Source organism: Micromonospora sp. D75 (genome assembly GCF_018070405.1).
GTDB lineage: Bacteria > Actinomycetota > Actinomycetes > Mycobacteriales > Micromonosporaceae > Micromonospora > Micromonospora chalcea.
This window is the reverse complement of record NZ_JAGPXV010000039.1, coordinates 1-18,613: the sequence shown is the minus strand read 5'-3', so window position 1 is coordinate 18,613 and position 18,613 is coordinate 1. Positions and strand designations below refer to the sequence as shown.

The following is an 18,613-nucleotide window of genomic DNA, read 5'->3' as shown; positions in this document are numbered from 1 at the left end:
CCCTCACCCGGCACGGCGGCAACAGTGGGCTCGCCGTCGACGCCCGCCCCGCCGGGGGAGTCCATCGTGGTCACCGGCTCGCCGACCGGCTTCGCCTTGCCCGCCTCGGCGGGCTCGCCGTCACCAGTGGCCGGCCCGGCGCCGTTGGGGACCGCGGTGGCGGTGCCCTTCGCGGCCACCGGCGCACCTCCGCCGGCCGGGGTGTCGCCGGCGCTCTCCGCGCCGCTGGTGACCAACGTGCCCTCGGCGGCGCCGTCGTCCGTGGACCGGCCGGTGGAGGCGGCGGCGAGGTCGTCCGGGTCGACCGGGGTGGCCGTGATGCCGGCCGAGTCGGCGTCGCGCCGCAGATCCGCGAGCTGCCGCTGCAGGTCGTCGGACTCCTGCCGCGACTTCCACGTCTCGGTACGCAGGTCGGCCAGCTCCTGCTGCGCCTTGGCGATCTCCAGCATCACACCGGCGAGCTGCTGCCGGCCGGCGGCCACCTCCTGCTGGGTCGCGGCCAGGTGCTGCTGCGTCGTGGCGAGGTGCTGCTGGGTGGTGGCCGCGTACTCCTCGAACTGGCGGCGCGAGGCCGCGACGTGCTCGTCGGCCTTGCGGCGCTGCGCGCCGGCGTCCGCCTCGGCCCGGCGCAGCAGCTCGGCGGCCTCCAGCTCGGCCTGCTGCCGCATGCTCAGCGCGTCGGCCTCGGCGGCCTGCCGGACGTCGGCGGCGGTGCGCTCGATCTCGTCGCGGCGCGTGGTGTACGCCTGTTCCAGCTCCTCCTGCCGCTTGGCGTGCTGCTTGTCCAGCTCGTCGCGGCGCTTGGCGAACTCCTGCTCGGCGGCGGCCCGGCGCTGGGCCAGCTCCTTCTCGGCGCTGTCCCGCCGCTCGGCGACCTCCTTCTCCACCCCGGCCCGCCAGGCGCCCAGCTCCTGCTGGGTCTGGGCGCGGGACTGCTGCACGTACGCCTCGGTCTCGGTGCGCATGCGCTGCACGTACGCCTCGACCTCGGCGCGGTTGCGCTTGCCGGCCTCGGCGGCCTCGGTGGTGAGCCGGTTGGCCTCGGTGCGGGCCCGGCCGCGGGTGGCCTTGGCCGCCTCCTCCGCGTCGTCCACGATCTTCTTGGCCTCGGCGAGCGCCTTGGCGTGCGTGGCCCGGCCGGCCTCGGCGGCGGCGTCGGTGAGCCGCTTGGCCTCCTGCTGGCCCTTGGCGTGCACCTCCTTGGCCGCCTCGCGGAGCTGGTTCGCCTCCTGCTGGGCCTTCGCCAGCGCCTCCTTGGCCGTCTCGCGCAGCCGGGCGGCCTCCTGCTGTGCCCGGGAGTGGATCTCCTTGGCGGTGTCGCGGAGCTGGGTGGCCTCCTGCTGGGCCTTCGCCAGCGCGTCCTGGGCGGTCCGGCGCAGCTTCTCCGCCTCGTCCCGGGCGGCGGCGCGCATTTTCTCCGACTCGTCCTGCGCGCTCTTGCGCAGCGTCGCCGACTCGTCCTTCGCGGCCTTCAGCGTGGCCTCGGCCTCGGCCTTGCGGGCGGCGGTGTGCCGCTCCTCCTCGCTCCGGCGGGCGGCCAGCGCGATCTCGAAGTCCTTCAGCGCCTGGGCGGCCTGCTCCCGGGCCTCCTCGACGATGTGCTCGGCGGCGGCCCGGCGGGCCTCGATCTCCTCGTTGGCGGCGGCGAGGATGTCGTCGGCCTGCTCCTCGGCCATGGTGAGGATCTGCTCGACACGCGGGCCCAGGTGCCGGAACGACGCCCGGTCCACCACCGCCGCCTGCTTGCGCACCTGGGCCAGGTCGCGCTGGAGCACCTCGACCTGACCGGCCAGCTTGTGGATCTGCGTGTACGCCTGTTCCCGCTCGGTCGTCAGCGCCGCGATCTCGTGCTCCGCGCGAGCGACGTAGCGGTCGACCTGCCGTTTCTCGTACCCCCGCAGGGCGGACTCGAAGCTGGGCTCCGTCGTCACGTCCCCGCCGAGCGCGAACAGTTCCTCGCCGTGCGACATGACCCCATCCTCACACGCATCCGGCTCTGCTGGGGCGATACGGACGCCCCTTCTGGGAGCTACTTCACCCTCCCGGCGAAACGGGCCCGCACAGCATGACGGCGCGAGGCGACACCGGTCACCCGGTGTCACCCCGCGCCGTGGCTCATGCCCCCGACAGCGGGTGTAACGGTCAGCCGGCCGACTCGGCCGTCACCTTCTGCCCGGAGGCGTCGGCCTTCGGGGTGTCGCCCTTGCCGCCGGCCGGCACGCCCGGCACGATGCCGGCCAGGCCGGACAGCATCTGCCCGAGCTGCGAGGTGACCGCGTCCTTCTGGCGGGTGAGGTCCTCGACCTCGCGGCGGGCCGCCTGCGTGGTCAGCTCGGCCTCGGTACGGGCCTCGTTGAGCACCCGCTGCGCCTCGGCGCGCGCCTCGTTAAGCGTCTTGTCGGCCAGCGCCTTGGCCTTGTCGACGGTCTCGTTGGCGGTGCGCTCGGACTCGACCCGGCGGGCCTCGGCCCGCTGCTCGATCTCCTTGGCCCGCTCCTGCGCGGCGCGGGCGCGCTGCTCGGCCTCGTTCACCAGCTTCTGGGTCTGCGCGACCTGGGCGGCGTGCCGCTCCGACTCCTCGCGCTCGGCCTTCTCCCGCCGCTCGGCGAGCTGGAGCTCCAGCGCCTGCAGGTCCTTGTCGCGCTTGTCGCGCGCGTCGGTGAGCAGCTTGGTCGCCTCGGCGCGCTTCTCCTCGGCCTCCCGGGCGGCCTTGGCCCGCTGCTGGGTGATCTCCCGCTCGGCGGTGGCGCGCAGCGTGGCGACCTCGCGCTCGACAGTCGACTTCAGCTCGGCCACCTCGTGCGCGGTGACCGTACGCAGCTGCTTGGTCTCGCGGTCGGCGTCGGCGCGCAGCGTGTCGGCCTCGCGGCGGGCCTGCACCCGGACCTCGGCGGCCTCGCGCTCGGCGGCGGTACGGACGCTGCCGGCCTCGCGCTCGGCGGTCGCCTTCATGGCGGCGGCCTCGGCGCGGGCCTTGTCGGTGATCTCACGCGCCTCGAGGCGGGCGGCGGAGAGGATGCCCTCCGACTCGCGCTTGGCCTCGTTGCGGTGGTCGTTGGCCTGCTCCTCGGCCAGCCGCAGGATCTGCTCGACGCGAGTGCCCAGGCCGGACAGGGTCGGCCGGCTGTTCTCCTCGAGCTGCTTGTTGGTCTCGGTGAGCTTCTGCTCGAGCGCGCTCTGGCGCTGCTCGGCCTGCCGCAGCCGGCGCTGAGCGTCGTTCATCCGCTGCTCGGCCTCGGCGCGGGCCTGCTCGGACTGGCTCAGGGCGGCGGTGAGGCGGCCGATGAAGTCGTCCACCTGGTTGGTGTTGTAACCGCGCAGGCCAACGGTGAAATCGGGCTGTGAGTTCGCGTTATCGAAGAACGCAAGAGGGGAGGACTGCTGCTGGGGCATTGGGACATACTGGCAGACGCCCCAGGGTGGTTCGCAAGAGCGGTCGGCACCTTTCGCGTCCTGTTTACATGGTCAACTCGGCCGCCCGGCGGGACCGGACCAATAGGCGATCTTGGCAGCTCCCGGGCGGGTCGGGCGGGTCGGGCTTCTGCGGGGAAGGCGGCGCGAAAAGGGCCGCGGGTTCGGCACCCACGGCCCTTTGTGCGTACGCCGGTCGAATGGCGCCCGGGTCGTCCGAAAGGCAATCCGGGACGACCGTACGGTCAGTGACCGCGGAAGCGGTTGATCGCGCTTTCGTGCCGCGCGCGCATCTCGGTGTCCCGGACGCCCAGTCCGTCGGCGGGGGCGAGGCACCGCACGCCGACCTTGCCCTGGTGCGCGTTGCGGTGCACCTCGTACGCGGCCTGGCCGGTCTGCTCCAGCGCGTACGTCTTCGACACGGTCGGGTGCACCTTGCCGAGCGCGACCAGCCGGTTGGCCTGCCACGCCTCGTGGTAGTTGGCGAAGTGGCTGCCGACGATCCGCTTGAGGTGCATCCACAGGTAGCGGTTGTCGTACTGGTGCATGTAGCCGCTGGTGGAGGCGCAGGTGACGATCGTGCCGCCCTTCTTGGCGACGTAGACGCTGGCGCCGAACGTCTCCCGGCCCGGGTGCTCGAAGACGATGTCCGGGTCCTCGCCGCCGGTCAGCTCGCGGATGCGCTCACCGAAGCGGCGCCACTCGTCCTGGTCCTGGGTCTGCTCGTCGGACCAGAACTTGAACCCCTCGGCGGTACGGTCGATGACCAGCTCGGCGCCCATCTTGCGGCACAGCTCGGCCTTCTCCGGCGAGGAGACCACGCAGACCGGGATCGCGCCGCCGTTGAGCGCCATCTGGGTGGCGTACCCGCCGAGGCCGCCGGACGCGCCCCAGATCAGCACCACGTCGCCCTGCTTCATGTTCGCGCCGTGGTGCGAGACGAGCTGCCGGTACGCGGTGGAGTTGACCAGCCCCGGGCTGGCCGCCTCCTCCCAGCTCAGGTGGCGCGGCTTCGGCATCAGCTGGTTGGCCTTGACGATCGCCAGCTCGGCGAGGCCGCCGAAGTTGGTCTCGAAGCCCCAGATCCGCTGCTGCGGGTCGAGCATCGTGTCGTCGTGACCGGCGGAGTCCTCCAGCTCGACCGACAGGCAGTGCGCGACCACCTCGTCGCCGGCCTTCCACTTGGTCACGCCCGGGCCGGTGCGCAGCACGACGCCGGCGGCGTCCGAGCCGACCACGTGGTACGGCAGGTCGTGGCGGCGGGTCAGCTCGGAGAGCCGGCCGTAGCGCTGGAGGAACTTGAACGTGGGCAGCGGCTCGAAGATGCTCGTCCACACCGTGTTGTAGTTGATCGCGCTGGCCATCACCGCGACGAGCGCCTCACCCGGGCCCAGCTCGGGGGTGGGCACCTCCTGCACGTGCAGCGCCTTGCGCGGGTCCTTGTCGCGGGTGGCCATGCCCTCGAACATGCGGGTGTCCTCGGCGCGCACCACCACGCCCCGGTAGCTCTCCGGCACGGGCAGGCCGGCGAGCCCGGCGAGCTCCCGCTCCGGCTGCGACGAACCCTCCGCCGCCATGATCGCTTCGAGGATGTCCTGCACGGTGACCTCCCGTTTGTCCGCTCCCGCACACCGCGGGCAGGGGTGCTGCCATCGTCGGCGCCGGTGCGACGGGACCGCCATGTCGGCAATCGACACATTCGGCACCGGTCGCCGCTGCTGTTCGGGCGGACGTTACTTAACGGTAGCTAAAGCAGGAACCCCTCTGTGAAAAACTGCATCGGCCGATGCGTGGAGGTGTACGTGGGAACGTGCAAGCGCGCACTGCCGCGCGCGTTCCCACTTGTTAGGAAGGGCCCCTTCTTAACAGACGTCTGTTAAGAAGGGGCCCTTCCTTGCGCGTCAGGCGGGCTGGACCAGCTCGATCAGCACGCCACCGGCGTCCTTCGGGTGCACGAAGTTGACCCGGGAGTTCGACGTGCCGCGCCGCGGAGCGTCGTAGAGCAGCCGCACACCACGCTCGCGCAGCGCCGCGCAGGCCACGTCGATGTCCGCCACCGTGTACGCGACCTGCTGGATGCCGGGACCGCGCTTGTCCAGGAACTTGCCGATCGTGGTGTCCGGGGACAGCGGCGCGAGCAGCTGCACCATGCCGCCGGACGCGTCCGGCCCGACCGCCAGCATCGCTTCGCGTACGCCCTGCTCCTCGTTCGTCTCGGTGTGCACGCAGCGCATGCCGAAGGTGCGCTGGTAGAAGTCGATCGCGGCGTCCAGGTCGCCGACGGCGATCCCGACGTGGTCGATGCGGCGCAGCCCGATGTCTGTGACAAACTCGGCAGCGGGCTCGACGGGGGAGTTCTCAGCCATGACGCTAGTCTGACCGAACAATCGTTAAGGCGTACAGGTCGGCACCCCCTCGGAGGCAGGCAATGGCTTCGGTGATCGTCAGCGGCGCGCGGACCCCGATGGGGCGCCTGCTGGGCAACCTCAAGGACCTCCCCGCGACCAGGCTCGGTGGCATCGCGATCAAGGCGGCGCTGGAGCGCGCCGGCGTCGCGCCCGAGCAGGTCCAGTACGTGATCATGGGGCAGGTGCTCCAGGCCGGCGCCGGGCAGATCCCGGCCCGGCAGGCCGCCGTCGAGGCCGGCATCCCGATGTCCACCCCGGCGCTGACCATCAACAAGGTCTGCCTCTCCGGGCTGGACGCGATCGCGCTGGCCGACCAGCTCATCCGGGCCGGCGAGTTCGACGTCGTGGTGGCCGGCGGCATGGAGTCGATGACCAACGCCCCGCACCTGCTGCTCGGCCAGCGCTCGGGCTACAAGTACGGCGACGTGGCGGTCAAGGACCACATGGCGCTGGACGGCCTCACCGACGCCTGGGACTGCTGCTCGATGGGCGAGTCCACCGAGCGGCACGGCGCGAAGCACGGCATCACCCGCGAGGAGCAGGACGCGTTCGCCGCGGCCAGCCACCAGCGCGCCGCCGCCGCGCAGAAGAACGGCCACTTCGCCGACGAGATCACCCCGGTGGTCATCCCGCAGCGCAAGGGCGAGCCGCTGGTGATCAGCGAGGACGAGGGCATCCGGCCGGACACCACCGCCGAGTCGCTCGGGAAGCTGCGCCCCGCCTTCACCAAGGACGGGACCATCACCGCCGGCAGCTCCTCGCCGATCTCCGACGGCGCCGCCGCGGTCGTGGTGATGAGCAAGGCCAAGGCCAAGGAGCTGGGGCTCACCTGGCTGGCCGAGATCGGCGCCCACGGCAACGTGGCCGGCCCGGACAACTCCCTGCACTCGCAGCCGTCCAACGCGATCAACCACGCCCTGAAGAAGGGCGGCCTGAGCATCGACGACCTCGACCTCATCGAGATCAACGAGGCGTTCGCGGCGGTCGGCATCCAGTCCGCCCGTGACCTCGGCGTCGATGCCGACAAGGTGAACGTCAACGGCGGCGCGATCGCGCTCGGCCACCCGATCGGCATGTCCGGCGCCCGGCTCGTGCTCACGCTGGCGATGGAGCTGAAGCGCCGGGGCGGTGGCACCGGCGCGGCGGCGCTCTGCGGCGGTGGCGGGCAGGGCGACGCGCTGATCATCCACGTGCCGACCGGTGACGAGAGCTGATAGCTGATACCTGTGAGTGACGTACAGAACGCCCCGGCGGCGGCCACCGGCCCGGTGCGCCGCAGCCGGGACGTACCCATGCTGGTCGAGCGGGCCCGCGCGGGCGACCCCCGCGCGGTGGCCCGGCTGATCACCCTGGTCGAGTCCGGCGACGAGGTGCTGCCGCAGGTCGCGGCGGCGCTCGCGCCGTACGCCGGGCAGGCCCAGGTCGTCGGCCTGACCGGCTCGCCCGGGGTGGGCAAGTCGACCACCACGAACGAGCTGGTCCGGGCGTTGCGGGCGCGCGGTCACCGGGTCGGCGTGCTGGCGATCGACCCGTCCAGCCCGTTCACCGGCGGCGCCATCCTCGGCGACCGGGTCCGGATGCAGGACCACGCGACAGACCCGGGCGTCTACATCCGCTCGATGTCCAGCCGGGGCCACCTGGGCGGGCTCTCCGCGGCCACGCCGCAGGCGGTGCGGGTGCTGGAGGGCGCGGGCTGCGACGTGGTGCTGGTCGAGACCGTCGGCGTCGGGCAGGCCGAGGTGGAGGTGGCCTCGCTCGCCGACACCACGCTGGTGCTGCTCGCGCCGGGCATGGGCGACGCGATCCAGGCGGTCAAGGCCGGCATCCTGGAGATCGCCGACGTCTTCGTGGTCAACAAGGCCGACCGGGACGGCGCCGACGCCACGGTCCGCGACATCCAGGGCATGATCGCGCTCGGCGAGCGCGGGCCGGGGGAGTGGCGTCCGCAGGTGGTGCGCTCGATCGCCGCCCGCGCCGAGGGCATCGACGACATCGCCGCCGCGATCGACAAGCACCGCGACTGGCTGGAGCGCCACGGCGAGCTGCGCCGCCGCCGGGAGACGCGGGCCGCCGCCGAGATCGCGGCGATCGCGCTGGGCGTCCTGCGCGCGCGGATCGGCTCGCTGCGCGACGGTACGCAGCTCCCGACGCTCGCCGCCAAGGTGGCCGAGGGCGCCATCGACCCGTACGCGGCGGCCGACGAGCTGCTGGCCCAGCTAGGCTCCTGACCCGCCCCCGCCCCGCCCCGCCCCGCCCCGCTCCCGCCGAGAACTTGGTACGAAACGGCCCCCAGCGGGGCCCTGTCGTACCAAGATCTCCACCGCTCCCACCTGGCGGAACGCCGATCTCGCGTGACGGGAGGCGCTCGCCGAACTTCCGGCCCACGCCACCCCCCACAACCCCCGCGATCTTGCAGTTGCGGCCCCGGGAGCGCCTGTTTCGCGGCTTCTGTCGGGGCCGCAACTCCATGATCGACGGTCGATGTACGCTCCCCCGGACGAGGGAGGGTGGGGCGCGTGGAGCACGACGCTACTCAGGAACTGCCGGTGACACCTGGCGTGGTCGCGGGCGGGAGCACTTCGGTGTCGGACGAGGTGGTCGAGAAGATCGCGGTGGCCGCCGCGAAGTCGGTGCCCGGGGTGGCCGAGCTGGGCGGCGACATCGCCCGCTTCTTCAACGCCGTGCTGGACCGGGTCGGGCTGGACCAGGTCGGGGACGCGCGGCGCGGCTGCTCGGCGCACGTCACCGACGGGTCGGCAGTGGTCAACCTCGTCCTCGTGATCGATGCCGGCCACCCGGTGCCGCAGGTGACGAACGAGGTGCGGGCCGCTGTGGCGTCCGCGATCGAGGCGTACGGACTGCGCGCCGCCGAGATCAACATCCGGGTCGACGACGTGGCGATGGGTACGCCCACCGTCTGACGAGCGCCGCCCGGCTCAGTCGTGTGCCGGGCGGGTCAGCTCCACCTCGTCGCCCGGCAGCAACTCCACGTCGCCCTCCGGGCCGTGGATCTCGAGCACCGGTACGCCCTCGTCCAGCAGCATGTTCCGGCGCTCGGCACCGGTAGGCATCCGCGCGACGACTCTCGCGCCCGCGGCCAGCTCCACCTGCCTGCGCTGCGGCGTCTCCCGGACCCGCGTGCCGAGCGGACGGCTTGTGGTGACGAGCCCTTCCGACCGCAGCAGCGAAATCGCCATCCGGACCGCGTCGCGGCCGATCTGGTGTTCCTGGCTGAGCCGCGACTCGCTGCCGACGCTCGCCCCGGGCGGCAGCGCGCCCGATTCGATCTGCTCCCGGATCAGGTCGGCGAGCTGGACGTAGACCGGCGTGTGCGAGCGCGGATCGATGGTCATGACGTAAGCCTTGTGCCCCGATAGATCTGATCCATCAAGGCTTTATGGCAATGATGGATTGTAGCCATGTTGGATTCTTGCTATGGTCGGAGCGTGTTCGCGCGGTAACCGGCGGACATGACTCCTTCGAGTGCGCTCAATCTCGACTGCCCCGGTGCCGTACCGCGAAGTGACGCTGCGGTGGCGGGGCGGGCGGGTCCGCCCGCGCGCGGCGGGCGGGTGGTCCCGCCCTTCCAGTCCCTTCGACCACGAGAGGCAGGCGTTCGTGCGGTGGAACATCCGGTGGCCCGGTCGGCGCGCGCGAGCCGGTCGCGGCACCACCCAGCCGGGCTGCTACCGGGCGGCCAACTACACGCCGTTGCGCCCCTGGCAGGTGCGGGAACGGCGGTTCCGGACGACGCGGCTGGGCCGGCGCGGGCTCGACCCGGCCGAGGTGCACGAGTTCCTCGACCGGGTGGCGCTCGACCTGGCCGACGTCTACCGGGCGCTCGGCGTCAGCCGGGAGGAGACCGCGCGGGTCCGGGACGCGCTGCGGCGCTGGCAGTCCGAGCAGGCGCAGATGCGGATGAACGCGGGGGCGTACCGTCGATGAGTCCCCGCGAGCGGTTCGTCATCCACCTGCCGGTCGTCGCCGGTGACCTGGCCGGCGCCGTACGCCTGGCCCGGGTCGTGGCCCGCTGGTCGGGCGTGCTCGCCCAGGCCGACCCGGGCGAGACCACCGTCTCGGCCGAGGACGAGCAGGGCGTACGCCATCGGGTCTTCTGTGATCTGCGGATGGGCGACGGCCGGCGCTGCCTGCTGCGGGCCGACCACGACGGCCCGTGCGCCCGCCGGCCGCTCCGGTGACCCGCCGCCCGGCCTGCGCACTCGTCGTGACGGGCGGGGGCTGACCGCCGCACGGGTCGATGCACCGTACCGTTGTTCCCAGCGGCGCGAGGCCGCCGTGCGTCGGGAGGTTCGCCATGCCGAAGGGTGTCTCGTTCGCTCCAGTGCGAACCGTGAGGGCGTACGAGGGGATCGTCCGGCAGGTCGAGGAGCGGATCGCCGCCGGGGATCTGCGGCCGGGGGACCGGCTGCCGAGCGAGCGCGAACTGACGACGCAGTTCGACGTCAGCCGGTCCACTGTGCGTGAGGCGCTGCGCGTGCTGGAGAGCAGCGGCCTGATCCGTTCGCGTCCCGGTGACCCGCTCGGGCCGCAGGTGATCGCCTCGACGGCCTCGGCGATGCGCAAGCTGTTCGCCCGGGTCGTGGACAGCCGGCGGCTCGGCGTGGCGGAGTTGCTCCAGTTCCGGATGATCATCGAGTCGGCGGCCGGTTCCGTCGCCGCCCGGATGGCGTCACCGTCCGAGCTGGACGAACTGGAGCAGGCGTTGGCGGGCATGCGGGACGCGGTGGCCGACGGCTACGAGGCGTTCAGCGCGGCCGACGTGCGCTTCCACGAGCACGTCGCCCGGCTGTCCGGGAACGAGTTGCTCGTGCTCTGCCTCGACGCGGTCCGGAGCATGGTGCTGGACCTGATCTCCACCAAGCTCGCCGAGGCGCCGGACCGTGAGGCCCTGATGGAGCGCACCCTGGCCCACCACCGCCGCGTTCTCGACGCGATGCGCGCCGGTGAGGCCGACGAGGTCACCCGGCTGACCCGCGAGGAACTGCACCGCTACTACGCCGAGTACGTGCCGGAGGCGCGCCGCTCGATGGTGGACGTATTGCTCTGAATCCGCCTGATGTGGCCTGACCTCGGATTATGAGAGTCGGCCATCAGCTGAGCAGGCTCTTCCCTTCAACTGGTCTGACCAGTAGCCTCCCCCACATCTCGTCGTGTACCACGGGGGACCACCAGTTGCCCAATGCATCGACCGCCCCGGATTGGGGCGGAGGTCGCACCGCTTCACATGGGAGAAGCTGCATGAAGTCGTCCAGATTCGCCGCGATCGCCGCGGCAGCCCTGGTCTGTCCGGGACTCGTGCTCGTCGGGTCGCCCGCGTCGGCCAACCCCGCCGCCGGCGCCCCGGGCGCCCACAACGCCATCACCGACGTTCCCGGAATCCAGGTCGGCCAGGTTCAGTCCGACACCGCCCCGTACCTGACCGGCACCTCCGTCGTGTACATGCCGCAGATGTCTGTGGCCAGTGTGGACCAGCGTGGCGGCGCCCCCGCCACCAAGGAGACCGACCTGCTGAGCCCGCTCAACTCGAACCCGGGCGTCAACGCGATCCAGCTCGGTGGCAGCAGCATGTACGGGCTGTCCGCCACCAACGGCATCATCCGCTGGCTGGAGGACCGCGGCGAGGGCGTACGCGTCGGCGCCGGCGGCGTGGCCCCGATCGTTCCGGCCGCGGACATCTTCGACCTCGGCCGCGGCGGTGACCCGAAGGCGCGCACCTCCGCCGAGTGGGGCTACCTCGCGGCGCAGGCCACTTCGGACGGTCCGGTCCGTCAGGGCGGCGTCGGCGGCGGCACCGGCGCCCGTGGCGGCGGCCTGCGCGGCGGCGTCGGCACCGCCAGCGTCCACCTCGGCGACGGCATCTACGTCGGCGCGATGGTGATCGTCAACCCGGCCGGCTCCCCGGTCGACCCGGCCGACTGCACCCTGTACGGCGTCAAGTTCGGCATCGGCAACGAGTTCGCCGGCTACAAGGCTCCGAAGAAGCAGGAGTGCAACCCGCCGAGCACCGCCGCGCAGCAGCCGGCGAACACCACGATCGCCGTGGTCGCCACCAACGCGCCCCTGGAGAAGGCCGCTGCCCAGCGGATGTCCGGCAACGCGCACGACGGCATGGCCCGCGCGATCAGCCCGATCCACACCCTGGGCGACGGTGACACCGTCTTCGCCGTCTCCACCGGCAAGGGCGAGGCGCTGCAGATCAACGACCCGGCCGACACCCGTCAGCTGAACGCCATCTTCAACGCCGGCGCCAGCACGCTGGCCCGTGCCATCGCCAAGGCCGTTCTCTCGTCCGAGAGCATCGGCAACACCACCAGCTACTGCGACCGCTACCCCTCGGCCTGCAAGGGCATGAAGCAGCTGAAGCAGTGGCGTACGCAGGGCAACGCCCCGGACGTGACCCCGGAGACCTTCGCCCAGGCCACGCAGGCGCTGGCGCAGACCCCGGTCCCCGCGCCGGCCGGTGCCGACAACGGCAAGCCCAAGCCCAAGCCGAAGGCCGCTCCGGCGGGCAACACCACGCAGCAGGAGTCGCAGAACGGCATGGTCCTCGCCTCCGACAACACCGGCGGTCCCACGCTCTCCACGGGCGTGACCACGGGCCTGCTGGCCGCCGGCATCCTGGGCGTCGGCCTGCTGGGCATGCACCTGCGGGGTCGCCGCCGGGGGCAGGCTTCCGACCAGCTCGCCTGACACGCACGCCGTCTCACCCTCGCGCCGGTAGCTAGGCGCGTGTGAACGATCGAGGCGGGTTCCGTCCACTCCGGACGGGACCCGCCTCGCTGCGTTCGTCACCCCACCCGCCCCCGCGCGGCGCGCCCGGCGTGCGCCCGGCGTGCGCCTTGCCGATCTTGGACTTGTGGTGGCTCACAAAAGTCGCCACTCGGGCATCCTGGGCGCCACAACTCCAAGATCGGCGGAGTGGGCCGTCACGGCCCGCGCACCTCGAAGCAGGGCAGATGCTGGGCGCGCCGGACGCAGCCGGCCAGGCGTGGGGAGCGTGCCGCCTCGGCGGGTTGCTGCGCAGCGCTGTCGCCGGACTCCAGGGCCGGGCGTACGCAGTTCAGCCCCGGCTCGGCGACGATCGTCGACGTCCCGCGTCCGGGCAACGCGAACCCGGCTCGGCGATGCTCGTGCCCCGGGCGTTGCCCTAGAGGCCGTCGGCCGGCCCGAGCCGCTGCCGGGCCAGCCGGTGTCGGGGCGACCCGAGGCACACCTGCACCATCACCTCGACCTCCTCGCGCACTGCGGGCCGACACGCCGACTCGCCCGCCCCGAAGCCCGTCGCCCCGCTGCGCCTGGAGGACCCCGGCTCCCGGGATCCTTCCGGGCCGTCGATCTTGCGCCTTGTGCCCTGACGAAAGGGGTGAATCCCCCGCACCGGGGGCCGCAACTGCAAGATCGCGGGTGCAGGCACACGTAGAAGGACCTGGTGGGCGGAGCCCACCAGGTCCTTCTACGTCGTGGTGCTGGTTACTTCTTGGAGACCTTGGTGACGTCGAACGACTGGGTCACCGCGTCCTTCGGGTAGCCCTCGACGCCGTCGCGGATCACCGCCAGGTTCGGCAGCAGGAACAGCCAGTCGCTGGCCGCCTCCTGCGAGATGACCTTCGCGGCCTCGGCGAACTTCTTGTCCCGGGTGGCCGCGTCCAGGGCCGTGTCGGCCTCGTTCATGAGCTGCGTGACGGCCGGGTTCTTGTACCGGTAGTAGTACTCCGGCTGGCCGTAGCGGACCAGGTCACGGGGCTCGACGTGGGCGATGATCGACATGTCGTAGTTGGCCTTGCCGAGCACCTTGTCCAGCCACTGCGGCATCTCGACGTTGTTCTGGGTCACCTTGATGCCGACCTCGGCGAGCTGCGAGGCGACGAACTGCGCGGAGGCGCGGGCGTAGCCGGGCGGCGGGACGTCCATGGTCAGGGTGAGCCCGTTCGCGTGACCGGCGTCGGCGAGCAGCTGCTTGGCCTTGGCGGGGTCGTGCGGGAAGTCACCGGTGCGGTCCTCGTACCACGGGTCGCTCGGCGGCACCATGCTGCCGATCTTCGTGCCGTAGCCGGACCACACGGTCTTGATCAGCGCGTCGTGGTCGATCGCGTGGCGGATCGCCTGGCGCACCCGGACGTCGGCCAGCGGGCCCTTGCTGTTGTTCATCGACAGGACGACCTCACCGGTCGTCTTGCCCTCGATCACCTGGAACTGCTTGTTGCCCTTGAACACCTCGAGCAGCTGCGGCGCCTGGATGTTCGCCACGATGTCGAGCTGGCCGGAGAGCATCGCGTTGTTCAGCGCGTTCGCGTCGGTGATGTAGCGGAAGACGGCGGTGGCGACCTTCGCCTTCTCACCCCAGTAGCCGTCGTTGCGCACCAGGGTGATGCTGTCGCCCCGGTTCCACTTGTCGAACTTGAACGGGCCGGTGCCGTTCGGCTTGGTCCCCAGGTCGGTGGCGTTCTCCTTGAGCACCACGCCGACGCGGCCGGCGACGTCGAACAGCCAGCTCTGGCTCGGCCGCGACAGCGTCACCTCCACGGTGGACGCATCCGGCGCCTCGACGGTCTTCACGACCGTCATCTGGGACTTGAACGGGTTCGTCGAGCCCTCCGCGGTCACCCGCTTGAAGCTCCACACCACGTCCTGCGCGGTGAGCTTCTGGCCGTCGTGGAAGGTCACGCCGTCGCGGAGCTTGAACGTGTACTTGGTGCCGTCGTCGGACATCTTCCATTCGCTGGCCAGCAGCGGCTCCACCTCACCGGTGTCCGCGTTCTGGCGCACCAGGCCCTCGTACACGTTGTAGAGCAGGACCTGCGGGATCGCGGCGCCGGCCTCGGCGGTCAGGTCGAGGCTCACCGGCTCGAGGTAGGCACCGAGGGTGACCGTGCCGTTGCCGGAACCGCCACCGCCGGTGGTGGTCTCGGAGTCACCATCGCTACTGCACGCGGTCAGAGCCAGCGCCGTGGCGAGCAGCACGGCGGGCAGCGTTATCTTCAGCCGATTCATTCGTGTGTCCCATCGCGAAGAACGCCAAGGGCGCTCGTAGCCTGTGAGGCGGGACACTAGGAGTGTGGTACCCGATGCAAAAGGGCCAGTTCAGCGGGGTCGGCAGGTACCAATCGGCGTCTGACTACCGGGCCACCCGGAATCCGGTGTTGCCACTTGAGGAGTCAACGGTGGTCCGACTCCGTGCGGCCACGCGGTAACGGTTGCAATAAGAGTCGTGGCAGAGGTACGAACCACCCCTGATGACGCTCTCACCTGGTGAGACGTGTCCTCGGCGGTCGCGCCAGGGTTCGGCCGTGAGTTCCCAAACGTTGCCCGCGACGTCGTACAGGCCGTAGCCGTTCGGCGGAAACGCGGTCACCGGAGAGGTGCCCACGAACCCGTCGTCCGCCGTGTTGACAGCGGGAAAGGCGCCCTGCCAGATGTTGCACAGGTGCCGCCCGCCCGGGGTCAGCTCGTCGCCCCAGGCGTAGCGGGCCTGGGACAGCCCGCCGCGTGCCGCGTACTCCCACTCGGCCTCGGCCGCCAGCCGCGTCCCCGACCACTCGCAGTACGCCTCGGCGTCCCGGTGGGAGACGTGGACGACCGGATGCCGCTCGCGTCCGGACAGGCCCGAGCCGGGCCCGTCCGGGGCCGCCCAGCGCGCCCCCTCGACCGCCAGCCACCAGGGCGCGCCCGGCACCGTGGCGTCGAGCACCCACGGGTGCGCGGACGGCGCGAGCAGCAGGTGGAAGACGAAGGACCAGCCGTACCGTTCCGCGTCGGTGCGGTAGCCGGTGGCCTCGACGAAGCGGGCGAACTGCCGGTTCGTCACCGGTGTCGCGGCGATCTCGAACGGGGCCACGGTGACCGGGCGGACCGGCCCTTCCAGGTCCTCCGGGAAGCCCTCCGGATCGTCGGTGCCCATGAGGAAGGTACCGCCGGGCAGCGCGATCAGGTCGTCCGTACCGGCGGGGCCGGCGCGGACGGCACTGGGGCCGGCCGTCGATCCGGCGGCGGCGGGCGGGCGTTTCGGCGCGCAACACGGCGACGGCGGAGGGCTTCCTCCGCCGTCGTCCGGTTCAGCCGATTCGGTGCTCACATCCGCGCTACGCCGGCAGGGCGTCCGCCTGGTACGCGTCCTCGCTGATGGCGGCGGCGACGGCGTCCCCGAAGTCCTCCGTCGACATGCCCATCTCCGGCCCGCGCATCGCGCCCAGGCGCGGCAGCACCGCCTTCACCCCGTCCTCCAGGCTGCGGGCCGCCTCCGGGTGGCCCAGGTGCTCCAGCATCAGCGCGGCGCTGAGGATCGACCCGGCGGGGTTGGCCCAGCCCCGGCCCGCGATGTCGGGCGCGGAGCCGTGCACCGGCTCGAACATGCTCGGCGCCGACCCGGTCGGGTTGAGGTTGCCGCTCGCGGCCAGGCCGAGACCGCCCTGCACGGCCGCGCCGAGGTCGGTGATGATGTCGCCGAACAGGTTGTCGGTGACCACGACGTCGAACCGCTCCGGCTGGGTGACCAGGTAGAGGCACATCGCGTCGACGTGCACGTACTCCACCGAGATCTCCGGGTACTCCGCCGCGACCTCCTCGAAGGTCCGCTGCCACAGGTCGCCGGCGTACGTGAGGATGTTCGCCTTGTGCACCAGGGTCACGTGCTTGCGGCGGGTCAGGGCCAGCCGGAAACCGTGCCGGATGAGGCGTTCGACCCCCTTGCGCGTGTTGACCGACTCCTGGGTGGCGATCTCGTCCGGCCCGCCCCGGTGGATGAAACCGCCGGCACCGACGTAGGCGCCTTCGGTGTTCTCTCGCAGGATCACCAGGTCGCACTGCTCCGGACGCAGCCCGCCGATGGGCGAGGGCACACCTGGTAGCAGCTTGACCGGCCGCAGGTTGACGTACTGGTCGAAAGCGGTCCGCAGATGGATGACCAGGCCGCGTTCCAGCACCCCGGGTGGCACCGAGGGGTCGCCGACGGCACCGAAGAGAATGGCGTCCGCCTTGGCCAGTTCCTGCTCCACGTCCGGCGGCACGACCTGGCCGGTGATCCGCCAGTAGTCCGCGCCGAGTTCGTAGTCTTCCCAGACCAGGTCCAGCCCGAACCGCTGGGCGGCGGCGTCGCACGCCTTGACCGCCTGCGCGGTGACCTCCGGTCCGATGCCGTCGCCGGGCACCAGCGCGATTCGCTGGGCGCTCATTAGTCCACCTCTGTCCGCGTGCAGGAGACCCTCACCTGCCATCGTCGGCCAAGAGTGGCGGGATCGGGCCCTCCGCAACAGGTCCAGGTCTCCGGCTAGGCTGGTACCAGCGGGATGCGGATGGTGTGCGCAGGAGTGCGACGACGGGACGAGGCGAGATCCCCGCGAGAGGTGGGGAGGTCGAGATGGCGGATTTTCTGCTGCCGGTCAACCCGCAGAGCACGGTTCCGCTCTACGAGCAGATCATCACGGGGCTCGAGGACGCGATCCTCGCGGGGCAGTACGACGACGGCCCGCTGCCCAGCACCCGCCGTCTGGCCGAGGCGCTGGGCGTCTCCCGGAACACGGTGCTGACCGCGTACGACCGGCTCATGGAGCAGGGCCTGATCGCGACGATTCCCCGGCGCGGCCTCTACGTCTCCTCCGAGGCGGTGGTCCGGATGCGGGCCGCGCGCCGGACCTCCCGCTCCGCGACACGGCCCATCGACTGGGAGGCACGGCTGCCCGAGCCGCCGCCCACCCCCGTACACCGGGACCCGGCGTGGTCGCGGGCGCCGTTCCCCTTCGTCGTCGGCCAGCCGGATCCCGGCATGTTCCCCACCGGCGCGTGGGAGCGGGCGCAGCGCGAGGCGGTACGGCAGGACGGGCTGTCCCGGGTGATCGGGGACGCCGGCCAGGCCGACGACCCGCAGCTCGTCCGCCAGCTCTGTGAGCACGTGCTGCCGTCGCGTGGCATCTCGGCCGAGCCGAACCAGGTGATGATCACGCTGGGCTCGACGCACGCGCTGCACCTGCTGGCGAGCGTCCTGGTCCGGCCGGGCAGCGTCGTGCTGGTGGAGGACCCGGGCTACCCCGACGCGCGGACGATCATGCAGATGGCGGGCGCCGACGTGGTGCCCGGCCGGGTGGACGAGGACGGCCTCGTCGTGGAGGACCTGCCGGCCGACCTGCACGGCGCGGAGCTGGTGTACGTCACGCCGAGCCACCAGTACCCGACCGGCGCGACGATGTCGGCGTCCCGGCGTGAGGAGCTGCTGCGCCGGGCCGGCGCGGCGGACGCGGTGGTGATCGAGGACGACTACGACCCGGAGATGACGTTCCGGGGCATCCCGGCGGTCGCGGTGCGGGCGCTGGACGACGAGGACCGCGTGGTCTACCTCGGCAGCTTCAGCAAGCTGCTGGCGCCGGGCCTGCGGCTCGGTTACGTGGTGGCGTCCCCGGCGCTGGTGGAGGCGATGCGGGCCCGCTCCCGCTACGTGCTGCGCCACCCGCCCGGACCGATGCAGCGCGCCCTGGCCCGGATGATCGCCAGCCGGGACCTCGCCCGCCACGTGCGGCGTATCCGCGCCCACTACCAGGGGCTGTACGAGGAGATGACGCGCGCGATCGAGCGCCACGTGCGCTGGGGGCCGCAGCCGGTGCCGCGCGGCGGCCTGGCCCGGTGGATCACCGGCCCGCCCGGTCTGGACGCCGGGCAGCTCGCCGTCGACCTGCGCCGCCAGGGTGTCCTGCTCGACCCGGGCGAGCCGTACTGGACCACCCGCCCCACCCCGCGTCACCACTTGCGGCTGGGGTACCAGGTGATGCCGCTGGACCGGATCGACG

At 71.9% G+C, this 18,613-nt stretch carries 17 protein-coding genes; 9 read left to right on the top strand and 8 right to left on the bottom strand.

The genetic code is table 11. From position 1 onward, the window contains the following. The 4 genes from KBX39_RS04540 to mce all read right to left on the bottom strand — a co-directional run. On the bottom strand, positions 1 to 1,970 hold a 1,970-nt coding region (locus KBX39_RS04540), incomplete at its 3' end, for a hypothetical protein (RefSeq protein WP_210869295.1). 172 nt (positions 1,971 to 2,142) lie between these two features. Next, a complete protein-coding gene (locus KBX39_RS04535; RefSeq protein ID WP_043328731.1) occupies positions 2,143 to 3,393 on the bottom strand; it encodes a DivIVA domain-containing protein in 1,251 nt (416 codons plus the stop codon). A 263-nt stretch (positions 3,394 to 3,656) separates the two neighbouring features. Beyond that, positions 3,657 to 5,012: a crotonyl-CoA carboxylase/reductase gene (gene ccrA / locus KBX39_RS04530; protein WP_043328733.1), complete on the bottom strand. Its 1,356-nt coding sequence runs from the start codon at positions 5,010 to 5,012 to the stop codon at positions 3,657 to 3,659. A 300-nt stretch (positions 5,013 to 5,312) separates the two neighbouring features. Further along, on the bottom strand, positions 5,313 to 5,777 hold the full coding sequence (mce, locus tag KBX39_RS04525; RefSeq protein ID WP_064447814.1) for a methylmalonyl-CoA epimerase: 465 nt from the start codon (positions 5,775 to 5,777) through the stop codon (positions 5,313 to 5,315). Between the two features lie 62 nt (positions 5,778 to 5,839). Here mce and KBX39_RS04520 point away from each other — a divergent pair, with 62 nt between their 5' ends. The 3 genes from KBX39_RS04520 to KBX39_RS04510 all read left to right on the top strand — a co-directional run bounded on the left by KBX39_RS04520 (position 5,840) and on the right by KBX39_RS04510 (position 8,740). Next, entirely contained in the window at positions 5,840 to 7,033 is a 1,194-nt protein-coding gene (locus KBX39_RS04520) for an acetyl-CoA C-acetyltransferase (protein WP_030503877.1), read from the top strand. 12 nt (positions 7,034 to 7,045) lie between these two features. Continuing rightward, complete coding sequence (gene meaB / locus KBX39_RS04515; RefSeq protein WP_210869293.1) at positions 7,046 to 8,047, top strand: methylmalonyl Co-A mutase-associated GTPase MeaB; 1,002 nt, start codon at positions 7,046 to 7,048, stop codon at positions 8,045 to 8,047. A 288-nt stretch (positions 8,048 to 8,335) separates the two neighbouring features. Beyond that, positions 8,336 to 8,740 (top strand): Asp23/Gls24 family envelope stress response protein, encoded by a 405-nt coding sequence (locus KBX39_RS04510; protein WP_030503875.1) that lies wholly within the window; start codon positions 8,336 to 8,338, stop codon positions 8,738 to 8,740. A gap of 15 nt (positions 8,741 to 8,755) precedes the next feature. On the opposite strand, the gene KBX39_RS04505 is transcribed toward KBX39_RS04510, so the two are convergent. Continuing rightward, positions 8,756 to 9,172, bottom strand: coding sequence for a winged helix-turn-helix domain-containing protein (locus tag KBX39_RS04505; protein ID WP_030503874.1), 417 nt, complete (start codon positions 9,170 to 9,172; stop codon positions 8,756 to 8,758). 277 nt (positions 9,173 to 9,449) lie between these two features. On the opposite strand from KBX39_RS04505, the gene KBX39_RS04500 reads away from it, so the two are divergent. From KBX39_RS04500 to KBX39_RS04480, 5 genes are all read left to right on the top strand, one after another. Further along, on the top strand, positions 9,450 to 9,764 hold the full coding sequence (locus KBX39_RS04500) for a DivIVA domain-containing protein (RefSeq protein WP_030503873.1): 315 nt from the start codon (positions 9,450 to 9,452) through the stop codon (positions 9,762 to 9,764). Continuing rightward, positions 9,761 to 10,018: a hypothetical protein gene (locus KBX39_RS04495; RefSeq protein ID WP_043328742.1), complete on the top strand. Its 258-nt coding sequence runs from the start codon at positions 9,761 to 9,763 to the stop codon at positions 10,016 to 10,018. The genes KBX39_RS04500 and KBX39_RS04495 overlap by 4 nt, the downstream gene beginning before the upstream one ends. Positions 10,019 to 10,170: 152 nt before the next feature. After that, complete coding sequence (locus KBX39_RS04490) at positions 10,171 to 10,887, top strand: FadR/GntR family transcriptional regulator (protein WP_274476686.1); 717 nt, start codon at positions 10,171 to 10,173, stop codon at positions 10,885 to 10,887. A 191-nt stretch (positions 10,888 to 11,078) separates the two neighbouring features. Then, on the top strand, positions 11,079 to 12,530 hold the full coding sequence (locus tag KBX39_RS04485) for a P1 family peptidase (RefSeq protein WP_043328746.1): 1,452 nt from the start codon (positions 11,079 to 11,081) through the stop codon (positions 12,528 to 12,530). Positions 12,531 to 12,796: 266 nt separating this feature from the next. After that, entirely contained in the window at positions 12,797 to 12,991 is a 195-nt protein-coding gene (locus tag KBX39_RS04480) for a hypothetical protein (RefSeq protein WP_210869291.1), read from the top strand. A 319-nt stretch (positions 12,992 to 13,310) separates the two neighbouring features. Here KBX39_RS04480 and KBX39_RS04475 read toward each other — a convergent pair whose 3' ends face one another. The 3 genes from KBX39_RS04475 to KBX39_RS04465 form a co-directional block, all read right to left on the bottom strand. Further along, positions 13,311 to 14,831 carry an ABC transporter substrate-binding protein gene (locus tag KBX39_RS04475; RefSeq protein WP_064447812.1) on the bottom strand — a complete coding sequence of 507 codons (1,521 nt, stop codon included), beginning with the start codon at positions 14,829 to 14,831 and terminating at the stop codon, positions 13,311 to 13,313. Between the two features lie 124 nt (positions 14,832 to 14,955). Further along, a complete protein-coding gene (locus KBX39_RS04470) occupies positions 14,956 to 15,768 on the bottom strand; it encodes a formylglycine-generating enzyme family protein (RefSeq protein WP_210869297.1) in 813 nt (270 codons plus the stop codon). Between the two features lie 151 nt (positions 15,769 to 15,919). Further along, entirely contained in the window at positions 15,920 to 17,008 is a 1,089-nt protein-coding gene (locus KBX39_RS04465; RefSeq protein ID WP_210869289.1) for a 3-isopropylmalate dehydrogenase, read from the bottom strand. A 185-nt stretch (positions 17,009 to 17,193) separates the two neighbouring features. Between KBX39_RS04465 and KBX39_RS04460 the strand changes: the two genes are divergently transcribed. Beyond that, positions 17,194 to 18,613, top strand: a 1,420-nt coding sequence (locus KBX39_RS04460) for a PLP-dependent aminotransferase family protein (protein ID WP_210869288.1), incomplete at its 3' end; no start/stop codon positions are given.